General features: G+C 72.0%; 14 protein-coding genes. 2 read left to right on the top strand and 12 right to left on the bottom strand.

Translation table 11 applies throughout. The features are described 5' to 3' along the window. Positions 1 to 20: 20 nt before the first annotated feature. Positions 21 to 920 carry a hypothetical protein gene (locus YWW_RS0104135; RefSeq protein ID WP_026929104.1) on the top strand — a complete coding sequence of 300 codons (900 nt, stop codon included), beginning with the start codon at positions 21 to 23 and terminating at the stop codon, positions 918 to 920. 3 nt (positions 921 to 923) lie between these two features. On the opposite strand, the gene YWW_RS0104130 is transcribed toward YWW_RS0104135, so the two are convergent. The 3 genes from YWW_RS0104130 to YWW_RS0104120 all read right to left on the bottom strand — a co-directional run bounded on the left by YWW_RS0104130 (position 924) and on the right by YWW_RS0104120 (position 7,366). Next, on the bottom strand, positions 924 to 2,300 hold the full coding sequence (locus YWW_RS0104130; protein WP_026929103.1) for a glycine--tRNA ligase: 1,377 nt from the start codon (positions 2,298 to 2,300) through the stop codon (positions 924 to 926). A 271-nt stretch (positions 2,301 to 2,571) separates the two neighbouring features. Continuing rightward, a complete protein-coding gene (locus YWW_RS0104125) occupies positions 2,572 to 5,472 on the bottom strand; it encodes a hypothetical protein (protein WP_026929102.1) in 2,901 nt (966 codons plus the stop codon). Between the two features lie 91 nt (positions 5,473 to 5,563). Next, a complete protein-coding gene (locus YWW_RS0104120; protein ID WP_155829898.1) occupies positions 5,564 to 7,366 on the bottom strand; it encodes an HSP90 family protein in 1,803 nt (600 codons plus the stop codon). Between the two features lie 126 nt (positions 7,367 to 7,492). Here YWW_RS0104120 and YWW_RS0104115 point away from each other — a divergent pair, with 126 nt between their 5' ends. Further along, complete coding sequence (locus YWW_RS0104115) at positions 7,493 to 8,698, top strand: hypothetical protein (RefSeq protein WP_155829896.1); 1,206 nt, start codon at positions 7,493 to 7,495, stop codon at positions 8,696 to 8,698. Positions 8,699 to 8,753: 55 nt separating this feature from the next. Here YWW_RS0104115 and YWW_RS28245 read toward each other — a convergent pair whose 3' ends face one another. From YWW_RS28245 to YWW_RS0104070, 9 genes are all read right to left on the bottom strand, one after another. Continuing rightward, entirely contained in the window at positions 8,754 to 9,332 is a 579-nt protein-coding gene (locus YWW_RS28245) for a TetR/AcrR family transcriptional regulator (RefSeq protein WP_035697114.1), read from the bottom strand. Beyond that, a complete protein-coding gene (locus YWW_RS0104105; RefSeq protein ID WP_026929099.1) occupies positions 9,280 to 9,861 on the bottom strand; it encodes a hypothetical protein in 582 nt (193 codons plus the stop codon). Before YWW_RS0104105 ends, YWW_RS28245 begins: the two co-directional genes overlap by 53 nt. Further along, on the bottom strand, positions 9,858 to 10,061 hold the full coding sequence (locus YWW_RS0104100) for a hypothetical protein (RefSeq protein WP_026929098.1): 204 nt from the start codon (positions 10,059 to 10,061) through the stop codon (positions 9,858 to 9,860). The genes YWW_RS0104105 and YWW_RS0104100 overlap by 4 nt, the downstream gene beginning before the upstream one ends. A gap of 63 nt (positions 10,062 to 10,124) precedes the next feature. Continuing rightward, a complete protein-coding gene (locus YWW_RS0104095) occupies positions 10,125 to 10,928 on the bottom strand; it encodes a hypothetical protein (protein ID WP_026929097.1) in 804 nt (267 codons plus the stop codon). Then, positions 10,925 to 11,284 carry an antibiotic biosynthesis monooxygenase gene (locus YWW_RS0104090; RefSeq protein WP_026929096.1) on the bottom strand — a complete coding sequence of 120 codons (360 nt, stop codon included), beginning with the start codon at positions 11,282 to 11,284 and terminating at the stop codon, positions 10,925 to 10,927. Before YWW_RS0104090 ends, YWW_RS0104095 begins: the two co-directional genes overlap by 4 nt. A gap of 10 nt (positions 11,285 to 11,294) precedes the next feature. Continuing rightward, complete coding sequence (locus YWW_RS0104085) at positions 11,295 to 11,678, bottom strand: transcriptional repressor (RefSeq protein ID WP_051325355.1); 384 nt, start codon at positions 11,676 to 11,678, stop codon at positions 11,295 to 11,297. A gap of 217 nt (positions 11,679 to 11,895) precedes the next feature. Beyond that, the gene (locus YWW_RS35720) at positions 11,896 to 12,210 is read right to left on the bottom strand and encodes an ArsR/SmtB family transcription factor (protein ID WP_026929094.1); all 315 of its coding nucleotides are present in this window, start codon (positions 12,208 to 12,210) and stop codon (positions 11,896 to 11,898) included. Between the two features lie 63 nt (positions 12,211 to 12,273). Then, positions 12,274 to 13,167: a metal ABC transporter permease gene (locus YWW_RS0104075; protein ID WP_026929093.1), complete on the bottom strand. Its 894-nt coding sequence runs from the start codon at positions 13,165 to 13,167 to the stop codon at positions 12,274 to 12,276. An 8-nt stretch (positions 13,168 to 13,175) separates the two neighbouring features. Beyond that, the gene (locus YWW_RS0104070) at positions 13,176 to 13,937 is read right to left on the bottom strand and encodes a metal ABC transporter ATP-binding protein (RefSeq protein WP_035697121.1); all 762 of its coding nucleotides are present in this window, start codon (positions 13,935 to 13,937) and stop codon (positions 13,176 to 13,178) included. Positions 13,938 to 13,941: the final 4 nt, after the last annotated feature.

The raw sequence follows: 13,941 nt of genomic DNA, 5'->3' as shown, positions 1-13,941 counted from the left end.
TCTCACGAAGGACCCCCTCTATGCGCCCGATCCGCTGGGCCACCGGCGTCGCGCACACGCTGCGTGGACTCGTCACCCGAGTCCACCGCCGGACCGAGCCTCTCCCCCAGCTGCCGTTCGGGATCGCCGTCGGCGTGTCGATCCTGCTGCTGCTCATGGCGATCGAAACCGGGCCCGACCCTGACGCGGCCGTGTCCGAGGTCGACGAGCTCTCGCTCCTGGACGACGGCGAGGGCTTCGGCGACACGTACGCCACGATGGCCGCCGAGCTCGAGATCGTCGAGTTCGGCTTCGGGAGGGTGGTGGACCGGTACGGCCAGGAGCGCCTGAGTCTCGGGGCGATCATCAGGAATCCGCACGACGCGGTGGTCATGCCGAGCACGCTCGCGGTGATGTCCGAGAACGCGGAGGGCTCGCCGTTCACGGTCGAGCAGGTCTACCTCGATCACATCCCGGCCGAGTCGTCGGTCCCCGTCGGGTACGTGCTGCTGGAGCCGGCCGGCGACATCGACGAGGGCGCGCTCGACCTCGTGATCGAGGACGCGCAGATGTGGGACCCGCCCGGGGGGACCGACGCCGGCTCGTACCCCTTCGGCGAGGAGATGCGGCGCCCCCAGGTCGCCGTGGTGGACATCGAGCCGCTGTTCAGCCCCGAGGGCTACCGGGTCTCCTACCAGGTCGAGGCGCAAGAGCACCTCGGCTACGTCGATGCGGTGAAGATCGCGATCGTGTTCCGCGACGTCGAGGGGACGATCGTCGGCGGCCTGCCCGGCTGGGGCGATCCGTTCGGCGACCCCAACACCGTCCCGGGGTACCGCTCGATCCCGCCGGGGGTCTCGCTCCAGTACATCGACCTGCTCACGGCGTCCATACCCGAAGGGGCCGACCTCAATCGGATCGAGATCGGCCCCGGGGTCTAGGGCCTACAGGCGCTCGAGGAGGTAGCGCTCGACCTGGTCGAGGGCGACGCGCTCCTGCTTCATCGAGTCGCGGTCGCGGATGGTCACGGCCTGGTCTTCGAGCGTGTCGAAGTCGACGGTGACGCAGTACGGCGTGCCGATCTCGTCGGCGCGGCGGTAGCGGCGGCCGATCGCGCCGGCGTCGTCGAAGTCGACGTTCCAGCGCCTGCGCAGCCGCGCCGCGAGGTCCTTCGCCTTCGGCGAGAGGTTCTCGTTGCGGCTCAGCGGGAGGACGGCGACCTTCACCGGCGCCAGGCGCGGGTCGAACCTGAGCACGGTGCGCTTGTCGACGCCGCCCTTGGTGTTGGGGGCCTCGTCGACGTCGTAGGCTTCCAGCAGGAAGGCGAGCACCGATCTCGTCAGGCCCGCGGCGGGCTCGATGACGTACGGCGTCCAGCGCTCGCCCTTGGCCTGGTCGAAGTACGACAGGTCGGCGCCGGAGTGGGAGGCGTGGGTCGACAGGTCGAAGTCGGTCCGGTTGGCGATGCCCTCGAGCTCGCCGAATTCGCCGCCGGCGAAGCGGAAGCGGTACTCGATGTCGACGGTGCGCTTCGAGTAGTGGCTGAGCTTGTCCTTGGGGTGCTCGTAGCGGCGCAGGTTCCCTTCGGAGAGGCCGAGGTCGACGTACCAGTTCCAGCGCTCCTGGAGCCAGTACTCGTGCCATTCCTCGTCGGTGCCCGGCTCGACGAAGAACTCCATCTCCATCTGCTCGAACTCGCGGGTGCGGAAGATGAAGTTCCCCGGCGTGATCTCGTTGCGGAAGGACTTGCCGGTCTGGGCGATGCCGAACGGCGGCTTCTTGCGCGCGGCGGTCATGACGTTCGTGAAGTTCACGAAGATGCCCTGGGCCGTCTCGGGGCGCAGGAAGTGCTCGTTCTCGGTGTCCTCGACGGGGCCGAGGTAGGTCTTCATCAGGCCGTTGAACATGCGCGGCTCGGTGAGCGAGCCGCGGGCGCCGCAGTTGGGGCAGGCGAGGTCGTGCAGGCCGCCCTCGGGCTCGCGGCCGTCGTGCTTCTCCTGGTAGGCCTCGATGAGGTGGTCGGCGCGGAAGCGCTTGTGGCACGACTGGCACTCGGTGAGCGGGTCGGTGAACTCCTTGACGTGGCCGCTGGCCTCCCACACCTGGCGGTTGAGCACGACGGCCGAGTCGATGCCGACGACGTCGTCCCGCTGGCGCACCATCGCGTTCCACCATTCGCGGCGGATGTTCTCCTTGAGCTCCACGCCGAGCGGACCGTAGTCCCAAGCCGAGCGGGTGCCTCCGTAGATCTCCGAGCTGGGGAAGACGAAGCCACGGCGTTTGCTCAGGCTGATGAGTGCGTCGGTGCGGTCTTGGGACACGATGATTCCTCTCGATCCGGCTGGCGGTCGGTGAGACTGCTGATGATTCTCAGAACATGACCATGTTCGAGCTGTAAGTGGTGGTCGGGCAATCCGATTTCGCGACGGGCGAGAGCCGCCGCGGCCACCGCTGAGCAAGCCTACCTCGCAGCGGTCGACGCGCTGTCGGCTCCCCTCTCGACCGAGGGCGGGCCATGTGTCGGCCTCTCCGGCGAAGCCGACGAGCCGTGAGTCGGTTCGGCCGCCGCTCGGCGGGCGGGCGCCGCCGCTCCTACCGGTCTCCTTGCCGCAGGTCGGACAGGTGCTGCTCGAAGCCCTCGCGGGCCTCGGCGAACTCCGGGGAGGCCAGCCAGCCGAGGGCCTCCTCCCCCACGCCGATCGCCCCCGGCACGTCGTCGAGCTCGGAGAGCAGCCACATCGTCTGGTGCGCGGTCAGACTCGCCCGCTCCAGCAGCAGCGGGCCGTCCCGGAACACCGCGAGCGCGCGGCGCTGGAGGTCGAGCACCGGCTCGGCCTCGTCGCGGCGCAGCCCCGGCTCCCCGGCCTGGCTCTCCAGGAACTGGAAGGTCAGCTGGGCGTGCTGCCGGTAGGTCTCGCCGAGCTCGAAGCGGCACGTCTCCTTGACCTGCTCGCTCGCCTCGGGGTCGGCGCGGACGGCCTGGAGCCGGGCGGCGAGCTGGGCCATGGTCTGGAGGCCCTCACCGAAGGCGGCGTCGCCTACGACGGTGCGCAGCAGCCACACGCGGGCGCGGCTGACGCGGGTCCAGGAGGTGAGGTCGCCGAGCTCCTCGGCCGCCGTGGCGGCGCGCGTGTAGACCTCGAGGGCGTGGTCGTGCTCGCCGAGCTTCTCGAGCAGCTCGCCGGTGAGGAACAGCGTGTCGGCGTACAGGCGGGCGGTGTAGTCGTCCTCGGCGGCCTCCATGAGCGCGAGGGCGGCCAGGCCGTGCTCGACGGCCTGCCTGGTGTCGTCGAGCCGGTCGTAGGACTCGGCGAGGTTGAAGCGGACGTTGCACACCCGCCAGACCTCGCTCTCGGGCAGGTCGGCGAGGGAGGCCTCGAGGACGGGCACGGCCTCGGCGCGGCGGTCCTGCTCGACGAGGGCGACGCCCATCAGGTGGCGGGCGATGGCCGCGGGGACGGCCATGCCGGCGGCGTCGCAGTGGATCGAGGCCTGGAGCGCGTGCTCGTAGGTGCCGGGGTGGTCGCCCAGGCGCATCGAGAACTCGGCGGCCTGGAGGTGGAGCTTCGCGGCGACGCCGCGGCCCGGATCGGTCCCGAGCGCGGCGATGCCCTCGCGGGCGGCCTCCAGGGCGGCCTCGAACTCGCCGGCGAGGGCGAGCTGGTCGGCCAGGTCGGCGTCGGCGCGGGCGACGGCCCAGCCGGCCTCGGCGTCCTGGGCGATCCGCAGGCCCTCGCGCAGCAGCGCGGTCTTGGCCTCGGTGTCGGTGGTGAGGCGGGCGCGCAGGTCGGCGAGGTCGCAGCGGCGGATGAGCGCGTAGCGGCGCTCGGGGAAGGCGGCCAGTTCGGCGTCGAGGGCGCGGGCGCGCTCGGCGAGCTCGGCGGGGACGGACGCGAGGTCGTCCCCGGCGGCGATGTACTCGGCTCGGAGGGCGAGCACCTGGCTGGTGTGGAAGCTGCGGTCGTCGATGCGCTGCTCTTCGCGCAGGCGGTGGGCGCCGTCGACGATCCGGGCGGCGCCGGCGCGGGCGCGGTCCGGTTCGGTCTCGGCCAGGTGCAGCAGCGCGAAGGCGTCGGCGACGAGGGCGCGGCCGGGCTGCCCGGCGAGGCCGTACAGCTCGGAGGCGCGGGCGAGCCCGGCGAGGACCTCGGCGGGGTCGTCGGACTCGGTCGCCTGGGCGTGGGCGATCTCGGCGCGGTGCTCGGCGATGAGCTCGATGCCGAGCGAGTCGGCGATGGCGCCGACGCGCAGCCAGGCCTTCCAGGTGTCGGGCGAGCAGCGGTCGTAGGCGGCGTAGGCGGCGTCGATGGCCTTGTCGAGGTCGGGGCCCTCGACCCGCTCGGGAGCGAGGGGGGCGGCGGGGGGCTCCTTCGCCTTGAGCTCCTTGAGGCCCAGGTGGACCGGCTCGGGATAGGGCGTGGAGTCGACGACGCAGGCGGAGGCGGTCGAGTGGTGGTCGTTGCCGTTGCGGGCGTCGAACTTGGCGACGATGGCGGTCCGTTCGGCCTCGGCCCAGTCGTGGAGTTCGGCGGCGGTCCAGTCGCGGCCGCCGGGCCCGGGCACGGCGGCGTCGGCGAAGCCGAGGGCCTGGAGGCGCCGACAGGTGAGGACGGCGACCTCCAGGAGGCGCTGGCGGTCCCTGACGCCGAGGTCGAGGTCGAAGAAGCGGGCGTGGTCGGCGAGGATCTCGACGGCGCGGGCCTCGTTGCCGGTGAGGGCGCAGAACTCGACGTGGAGGGCGATCATCGCGACCATGTCCTCTTTGCCCTTGCACATCATGTAGCCGCGCATGTGGTTGGCGCGGGCCTGCTCGGGCCTGCCGAGTTCGACCAGGGGGACGAGGGACAGGGCGAGGGCGTAGTGGGGCTCGTGGGCGCAGGTGTACTCGCCGGTCAGGACGGGGTCGAGCATCTCCATGCACGCGTCGGCGCTGTCCTCCTCGGCGTAGAAGACGATGGTGGCCAGAGAGGTGTACTGGCATGCGGCGCAGTCGGACATGTCGTCCTCCTCGGCTTCGCCGAGGGCCTCGATGGCGGCGGCGACGCGGTCGTAGTCGCCGATGTGGAAGGCCAGCTGCATGTCGTAGGCGGCGGGGGCGTGCATCGAGTAGCCGGCCTCGGCGTAGCGGCTGCGCATCTCGGACAGCCAGTGCTCGATGGACTCCAGCGGCACGTCGGGCTGCTCGATCATCTTGTCGACGATCCACTTGAACGTCCAGTACAGCGACCTGGTCAGGTAGGCGTCGAAGTGGTCGGGGCTGGTGTCGAAGTTGCGCAGGAGCCGGGCGAAGGGGATGAGGATGCGCGTGGAGTCGCGGGAGAACTCGTAGGCGTCGACCAGGCCGTTGAGCGCGTAGTTGACCAGTTCGGGGTCGCCGATGGCGTCGGCGGCCTCCACGGCCCGCTCCAGGGCCGCGACCTTCGTCTCGCTCGCCTCTTCGAAGCGGGCCTCGTTGAGCAGTCGCCAGATCGCATCGGGGTCAGGAGTCGACATGGCCAATCCTTCGTGACGGTTCAAGCGGTTTCGGGTTGGGTCTCCCCCGTCGGGTCGGGGGCGGGGAGGTCCGGGGTCGCCGGTCTGGTCCTCACTCTCTGGTGACGTGTTCGAGCAGGTTCATGAACGAGCGGTTCAGCAGCGCGGTGTCGGCCGCGCGCAGCGGCCGGTGGCTCATCAGGAGCGCCTGCCCGTACAGCGACTCGACCGCCGTCCCGGCCAGTTCGGGGTCACCGATGGCGCTGACGCGGCGGACGGTGGGGTTGCGGTGGTTGAGGACGAGCTGGGCGCGGGCCGCGTGCTGCTTGATGGAGGCGAGGATGCCGCCCCACAGGTCGTCGGCCTCGGCCTCGGCTTCGGCCCGCTGGCGTTCGCGGCGGGCCTCGCGGTCGTCGAGGAGCAGGGCGGGCACGGAGACGGGGTTGAACTCGCGCAGGACGACGTCGACGTCGACCGCGTCGAGGCGGGCGCGGGCGGCGGCGAGGAAGGACTGGAGGGCCAGTTCGGTCTCGCCGGGGAGCGGGTCGAGGTTCGCGGAGATGACGCCGGGCTGGAGCGACTCGACCTTGATCTGCGGGTCGAGGCGCGGCAGTGCCCCGACGAGTTCGGCGTCGTAGGTGTAGCCGCCGTTGACCACGCCGATGCCCTGGGCGGCGGCGATCTGGGCGACCTGGCGGTACTCGTCGACGGTGGCGGCGAGGTAGACCGGCTGGTGGGCGCGGGCGAAGTCGATGAGGTTCGAGGCGCCGTCGGTGGTCTCGAAGCGCAGCCACGGCAGCATGGCCTCGAGTAGTTCGGCGTCGTGGCGGGCGAGCGCCTTGACGCCGAGCTCGTGGACGGCGAGGAATGCCTCCAGGCGGCTCGGGTCGGTCGAGGCGAGCTTGGCGAGCCAGTCGCGGATCTGGGCGCCGATCGCGTCGCGGGCGACGGCGAGGGCCTCGTCGTCGTAGAGGGACTCGCGGCTGGCGGTGGGGCGCAGCGCATCGGTGTCGACGACGCAGCGGACGAAGAAGGCCCATTCGGGGACGAGGTTGTCGGCGGTGTCGGTCAGGAGCATCCGCTTGAGGTGCACGCGGTGGGCGGGGCGCGCCGAGGGCGAGGTGGCGTGCGGCAGGACGAACGCGGCGCCCTTGATGCCGGCCAGGGGCACGTCGAGGTCGATGACGTCGAGCGGGGAGAAGCCGAGGGTCTCCTCGCAGTAGGCGTTGAGCGCGAGGCGGCGGGCCGTCGCGGTCGGCCAGGGGCGTTCCCACAGCGGCGGCGTGTCGGTGACCCGCACGGTCTCGCCGCCGCCTTCGACGGTGATGTCGACCGGCAGGAGCGAGCCGTACTCGCGGGCGAGGTCGACGACTTTGCCGGGGGCGAGCCACTGCTCGCCGGGGCGGGCGAGGAGTTCGACGACGGTGCCCGGCTCGGGTCGCTCGCCCTCGGGCAGTTCGGTGACGGTGTAGGAGCCGTCGTCGCGGGCCGACCAGCGCACGGCGGCCGCGTCGCGTTCCCTGGCCGAGCGGGAGGTGACGGTGATGACCGAGGCGACGGTGAAGCACGCGAGCAGGCCGATGCCGAACTGGCCGAGGAAGTCCCGGCGGGCGCCCTCGATCTCCTCGTCGCGTTTGGAGGAGCCGCCGATGGTGGCGAGCAGCTTGTGGACTTCGGCGGCGGTCAGGCCCACGCCGGGGTCGGTGATGGTCAGGCGCTGCCCGTCGGTGGCGATGCGGACCTCGCCGGGGGCGGCGGGCTCGAAGGCGCGGCGCGCGGTGATCGCGTCGACGGCGTTCTGGAGCAGCTCGCGGACATAGACCTTCGGAGACGAGTACAGGTGGTGGGACAGCAGATCCACCAGGCCGCGCAGATCCACTTGGAACGTGTGGGAAGTGGGCGTTATGTCAGACACGGTGCGTCCTGCTTCGCTCGGAGGTCTCTCGGCGTGAGTCAGACTAGCAAACCCGCGCACCACCGCCCGGTTGTCGATGTCCGGTAATCTGACCGCTACAACCTGCCCCAAAACCCGAGGAAATCAATGACTTTCCCTCCCCAGCAACCTCCTTCGCCATCCGGGTACCAGTCGGTCCCGCCTCGGCCGCCGACCATGGGGCCCGGCGGCGCCTACGGTCCGACGGCGGGGCCCGCCGGCCAGCCGGTCCCCGGCCAGATGGCCGCGCCGGTGATGACGATGGACAAGCCCGGCACCGTCACCGGCATCCAGGTGATCCTGTGGATCTTCCTCGCCATCGCCGCAGTCGGCGACGTCTTCTCGATCATCAACATGATCGACTTCTTCCACCCGCTGAGCCTGATCGCCTTGGCCTACGCCCTGTACACCACGATCCAGTCGGTGCTGACGCCCGTGCACATCGCACGGGGCAAGCGCTGGGCGTGGATCTGGAACCTGGTGTCGGCCATTATCGGTCTGGTCTTCGCGGCCGTCGGCATCGTCTTCGGGACCATCGCGTTCGGGAACGGCGGCGAGATCGCGCTCGCGGTCGGCGGCGTTCTGGCCGCGCTCTACGGCACGCTGCTGGGGCTGCTGTGCTCCAAGTCGGCGCGGCAGTGGATCCTCATGCACCGCATCCAGCGAGGCGAGGTGCAGGTGTCGGGCATGCCGGGGGCGCCCGGCGTGGCCGGCCCGCCGCAGCCGGAGCGCCCGGAGACCAGGCCGGGCGCGGCCACCGTCGCCGTCATCGCGGTGTGGCTGTTCGCCGCGCTGTGCGCGTGGGGGGTGTGGGTCAACGTCGACAGCGCGATGGCCGAGAACGCCAGGTACTCCGAGTACACGTCGCTGCCTGGGGCGTTCCTGGACGGCGACAACATCTGGATGCGGGGCATCCCGACCGTCGTCTACGCGGTGCTGCTGATCTGCGCCGTCATCTGCGCGCCGGGGCTGATGAAGGGCTCGGCGGCGGCGAGGGTCTTCGGCGTCGTGTGGTCGATCGGCGCGATCCTCTCGGCGGGGCTCCTGCTCGTCTTCGTGTACCTCGAATACCGCGAGTACCGCGACTTCATCCCGCCGTGGGAGTCGAATCCCTACCCGATGATGTTCGCCCGCCACATCGCTCTCCAAGTGCTGGCGGTCGCCGTCTTCGCGCTCATGCTCGTGCCCGGCGTCCGGAAGTGGACGCCGCGCAGACCGGCCGCGGCGCTCGTCATGATGGTCCCCATGGGGCAGCCGGGGACGGGGGCGCCGCAGGCCGTCCCGCCGCAGCGGTATCCGCCGTCGCGGTTCTAGGGCGGGAGGCGGCCGTTCGGCGGTGGAGGGGGCCTCGTCGCGCGGCGACCGCGGCTCAGCGCAGGAGCCCGCCGCTCAGGAGCGGAGCGAGGACCTCGTCGCGCAGCGACCGCGGGTCGTCGTCGACGACGGTGCGCATGCCGCCGTGGCGCAGGACCGCCAGGCCGTGGACGGACGCCCAGGCGGCGCGCAGCGCGGCCGGCGGCGGCACCGCGAGCCGCCCGGCGGCCTCGAGCCTGGCGATGACGCCGCCTAGGACGTCGAGGGCCACGGCGCCTTCGGCTCGGGGCTCGCGGCCGCGGTTGTGGAACATGACTTCGAAGTGGGCCCGGTGCTCGTCGGCGAAGGCGAGGTAGGCCAGGCCCGCGTCGAGCAGGGCCTGGGCCGGGTCCTCGGCGGCCGCGGCCGCGCGCAGGCGGTCGGCCAGGAGCGTGAAGCCCTCGGCGGCGAGCGCGCCGAGGAGGTCGGCCTTGCCGCCGTAGTGGCGGTAGGGGGCGGCGACGCTCACGCCCGCTTCGGCGGCGGCCTGCTTCAAGGTGAAGGCGTCCGCGCCGTGCTCGGCGATGAGGCGCAGCGCGGCGTCATGGAGGGCCCTGCGCAGCGAGCCGTGGTGGTACGGCGTCGTGGTCCCCATGCCGTTCTCCCTTCACCGCCGCCACGAGGGTGTAGGCGGACGCGCCCACGGCGACGGCCACCACGCAGGCAAGCTTAAGCCAGGCCAGGGACGCGTGGAGGGGGGCGAGGAGCTCGGGGAAGCCGAGCGGGTCGGCGAGCATCGCCAGGGACACGGCGTTCTCCGCGGCGTCGACGGCCGCCGGGAGCGCGGCCGCGGGGGCGAGGCGGCGCAGCCGCCGGGAGGCTCGGGGGGCGCGGCGCTCCAAGAGCGCGGAGGCGAGCATGGTGATCGAGACCAGGGCCGCGGCGAGCGCGAGCATCCAGAGGTAGTCGAAGCGTTCGGTGGTGACCATGCGGTCGAGGGTGCCCTGGTCGAGGAGTGTCCGGTGCCAGTCGCGGGCGAGTGCGGCGTCGGCGTTGTGGTTGGAGCGCAGGAGGGTCGTCGGGTGCTCGGCGGTGGCGAACAGCGCTTGGAGGCGGATCTGGGCGGCGAGGGCGGCGGCGATGCCGACCGCGGCGAGGGCGGCCCAGGCCAGGCGGCGGTTCACGGGCCCGCCACCGTGACGCGGACGCGGCGGCGGCCCCACATGGCGAGGCCGCTGATCAGCGCGAGCGGGAAGACCACGGCCATGATCACCGGTTTGAGGCCGAGGGCCCAGGAGTCGGGGAAGTACACGTAGCAGCCGATGGCGGCGGCGAGGAGCAGGTGCGCGGCGCGGAACGCGGCGCGTCTGACACGAGGGCTCATGTGCCTATGTTAATCGCATTAACATCCGGGTGGCAAGAGCGGCCGCCTCCTCGGCGGCCGGATCTAGCCGGTCTGGTCCCAGCCGCAGACGGTGGTGTCGACGGACTCGGGGCCCTGCTCGATGAGGATGCGCAGCTCCACGACCGAGCCGTCGGCGAGTTCGACCGGCACGTACGTGCCGCTCATCTCGTCGCGGACCGGTCGGACGTCGGCGCCGTCGACCTCCCAGTCGTCCCATTCCTCGATGTAGTCCTCGACCGGCCGGTCCCGCATGTCGGGGCACAGGCGGGTGTAAGCGTCGTCCCACTGCTCGTCGTCGATGTCGGAGATGAAGGCCTCGGCCGTGTCCTCGATCTTGTCCATGTAGGACTCGGTCAGCGTGAAAAGCGAGGCGAACAGGGCGACCACCACGGCGATGAGGGCCATGACGCCGCCGCCGACGCCGAACGCCAACGCGAGGGCGAACCTGCCGCTGTTGCGCTCGGCCGGCGGGGCCGCGAACGGCACCGCGACGCCTTCGAGGGCGGACATGCGCTCCGGCTGCGAGGACGGGGGCGGGGGCGGCTCGGGGGTGGCCGGCGGGAGCGCCAGCGTCTCCTCGGTGGGGGCGGGCTCGGGGGTCTCGTCCGGCGCCGAGGCGTCCGCGTCGGGCTCGGGACGCTCGGGTTCGGGGGCGGGCGACTCGGCCAGGGCCGGGGCGGTGCCGGGCTCGGGGGCGATCTGGATCGGCGCGACCATCTGCACGGGGATCGGCTCGACGTCCGGCTCGGTGTCGCGCGGTTCGGCGACGATCGGCTCGGCCGGGCGCTCCGCCGGTTCGGGCCGCGGCGCGTCGTCGTCCTGGGAGCGATCGGGGCGGTCGCTCATCGTCTGGCCTCCTGTCGGGCGGTCCCGGGGTCCTCGGAGCGGTCCGAGCCGGATCCGATCGGCTCGCCGCCCGGGGCGCACTCGGCGAGGACCTCGAAGGCCGAGGCCTCCGGCAGCGCTCGCGACAGCAGCGGGGTGGCCATCTTCACCTGGTAGTTCGACAGGGCGCGGCGGTAGGAGCCGACCCCGGCCCACTCGGTGAGCAGCAGCCAGGTCTCGTCCTCGTCCACGGCGCGCCCGAGGCGGCCGCGCACGTAGCCGTCGCACGAGGCCAGCGCCGCGAGTGCGGCTTCGGCGTCGCGCGAGAAGTCTTCCGTTTCGCCTTCGGAGACGGCGAACCGATACAGCACCAGCATCGTCCCAAGCCTACTTGGAGCATGCGGCGCACAGGCCGTGGAGTTCGAGCGTGTGTCCGACGTCGGTGAAGCCGTGCTCGGAGGCGACCTTGTTGGCCCAGCGCTCGACGGTGGGCCCGGCGACCTCGACGGTCCTGCCGCAGCTGCGGCACACCAGGTGGTGGTGGTGCTCCTCGGCCGTGCACAGCCGGTACAGGTGGTCGCCGCCGGGCAGGCGCATGACGTCGACGACGCCGGCGTCGGCGAAGGCCTGGAGGGTGCGGTAGACGGTGGTCAGCCCGATCTTGGACCCGGCGTCGCGCAGGATCGCGTGGAGGTCCTGGGCGCTCCGGAAGGCGTCGTCGGCTTCGAGCAGCTCGAGGATCGCGGTCCGCTGCTTGGTGGACCGCGCCATGTTCTCTACCGGCGGCTTAGGCACAGTGTTCACTCCGGTTCGGGTAGTGGTGGGAGACGGGTGGGCCTGCCACTGCGCTTTCCTCCTGCGTGGTCGATGGTGCGGGCCCGGGCGGACTCGGGGCTCCAACCTATCGCCCTCCAGTCCGATGCGTGCGCGCTCGCCCCGCCCGAGGCGGGGTTCGGTTTCGCCGTTCCGCCCGCGTCCGGGCCCCCGGCTAGTGCCCTTCTCTGGCGTGGTTGACGGCGTCGGTGACGATGTGGGCGATGTGGTCGTCGATAAGACTGTACGAGATCTCCCTGCCCGACCGGGTCCCGCGCACGATACCCGCCCCTCGCAGGACCCGCAAATGCTGGGAGACCAGCGGCTGTGTGACGCCGAGGACCTCCACGATCTGGTGCACGTACTTGGGCCCTTCGGCCAGCTCCATCACGATCGCGATGCGCAGCGGCGCGGCGAGCGCGCGCAGCAGCTCCCCGGCCTGCTCGTAGTCGGCTGGCGTGGATTCGGTGAGCTCGGCTTCAGTACGCACATGGCAAAAATAACGCGTCCGCGGCTCCCGGACCGGCCCAGGTGTCGCCTCCCCCACGCGAAGTCATCCCCCCGGGGACGGTTCGGCCCGCGGCAGCTCCACCTCGAGCGGCTCGCCTTCGGGCGGCAGGTGGCGGCGCCAGGTGCGGCGGACGCGGCGCACAAGGGCGGCGGCGGTGGCGGTGACGACGAAGCAGGCGACACCGATGAGCACGATGGTCGCGCCCGGCGGGACGTCCTGGACGGCCGAGGCGACGACGCCGGCCCCGGCGATGAGGAGCCCGGCGGCCATGCCGCCGTGCATGGTGGCCCGGAAGGAGCGCGTGAACTGCTGGACGGTGACCACGGGGATGACGAGCAGGGCGCTGACCAGGAGCAGCCCGACGGCGCGCATCGAGACGGAGACGACGACGGCGGTGGTCATGAGCAGCAGCAGGTTGAGCCCGGCGACGGGCAGCCCGGCGACTCGGGCGTACTGCTCGTCGGTGGCGATGGCCGACATCCAGGGCCTGAGGACCAGCATGAGCAGTGCGACGGCGGCGCCGCCGACGGCGATGGTCCAGACCTCGTCCCATCCGGCGGTGAGCAGGGACCCGAACAGGTACTGCTGGAGGTTGGCGACGCCCTTGTCGGAGGCGATGCCGGTGAGGTAGACGCCGCCGGCGATGCCGCCGTAGAACATCATGGCCAGGGCGACGTCGCCCGAGGTCTTGGAGTGGCTGCGCAGGAGCTCCATGACGACGGAGGCGGCGATGGTGGTGGCGAGCGTGGTCCACATGGGCGCGCCGCCGGTGAGGAAGCCGATGGCGACGCCGGTGAGCGCGATGTGGCCGAGCCCGTCGCCGATGAGCGCGAGGCGCTTCTGGACGAGGAAGACGCCGACGGCCGGCGCGCACAGGCCGACGGCGAGCGCGCTGATGAGGGCGCGCTGCATGAACTCGTAGCCGAAGATGGACATGTCCAGGTTCATTTGCCGCCCCAGAGGTCGTCGGTGTCCTCGCCGTTGGCATGTGGGTGCGCGTGCTGGTGGCGGGGGTCGGCGTGCTCGCCGACCGGGCGCGGGGGCTCGCCGTCGTGGACGACGCGGCCGTCGGCCAGGACCACGGCGCGGTCGAGCCGGTCGGTGAGCGGGCCGAGCTCGTGGGTGACGAGCAGGACCGCGCATCCGGCGTCGACGCGGTCGGCGACGACCGCGGCGAGCGCCGCCTGGGTCTCGGCGTCGACGCCGACGGTGGGCTCGTCCATGATCAGCAGTTCGGGGTCGGTGGCGAGGGCGCGGGCGATGAGGACGCGCTGCTGCTGGCCGCCCGAGAGGGTGTCGACCGAGCAGTGGGCGTGGCCGGCGAGGCCGACCTCCTCGAGGCTGCGGGCGACGGCGGCGCGGTCGCCTCGGCGCGCCGGCAGGCCGATCAGGCGGTGGCCCAGGCGCCCTTGGGCGACGACCTCGGCGGCGGTGGCCGGGACGCCGGAGGCGGCGCCGGTGCGCTGGGGGACGTAGCCGACGCGCTTCCAGTTGCGGAAGCGGCGCTGGGGGACGCCGAACAGCTCGATGGCGCCCGCGGCGAGGGGCGCCAGGCCGACGACGGCCTTGACGAGCGTGGACTTGCCGGAGCCGTTGGCGCCCATGACGGCGACGGCCTCACCGGATTCGACGGCGAGGTCGACGCCGCGGACGACGGCGCGACCGCCGTAGGAGACGGTCGCGCCGCGGGTTGCTATGACGGGCATCGGT

The sequence above is a fragment of the Glycomyces tenuis DSM 44171 genome (assembly GCF_000427885.1).
Lineage (GTDB): Bacteria > Actinomycetota > Actinomycetes > Mycobacteriales > Micromonosporaceae > Glycomyces > Glycomyces tenuis.
This window is presented reverse-complemented; position numbering and strand designations above follow the sequence as displayed.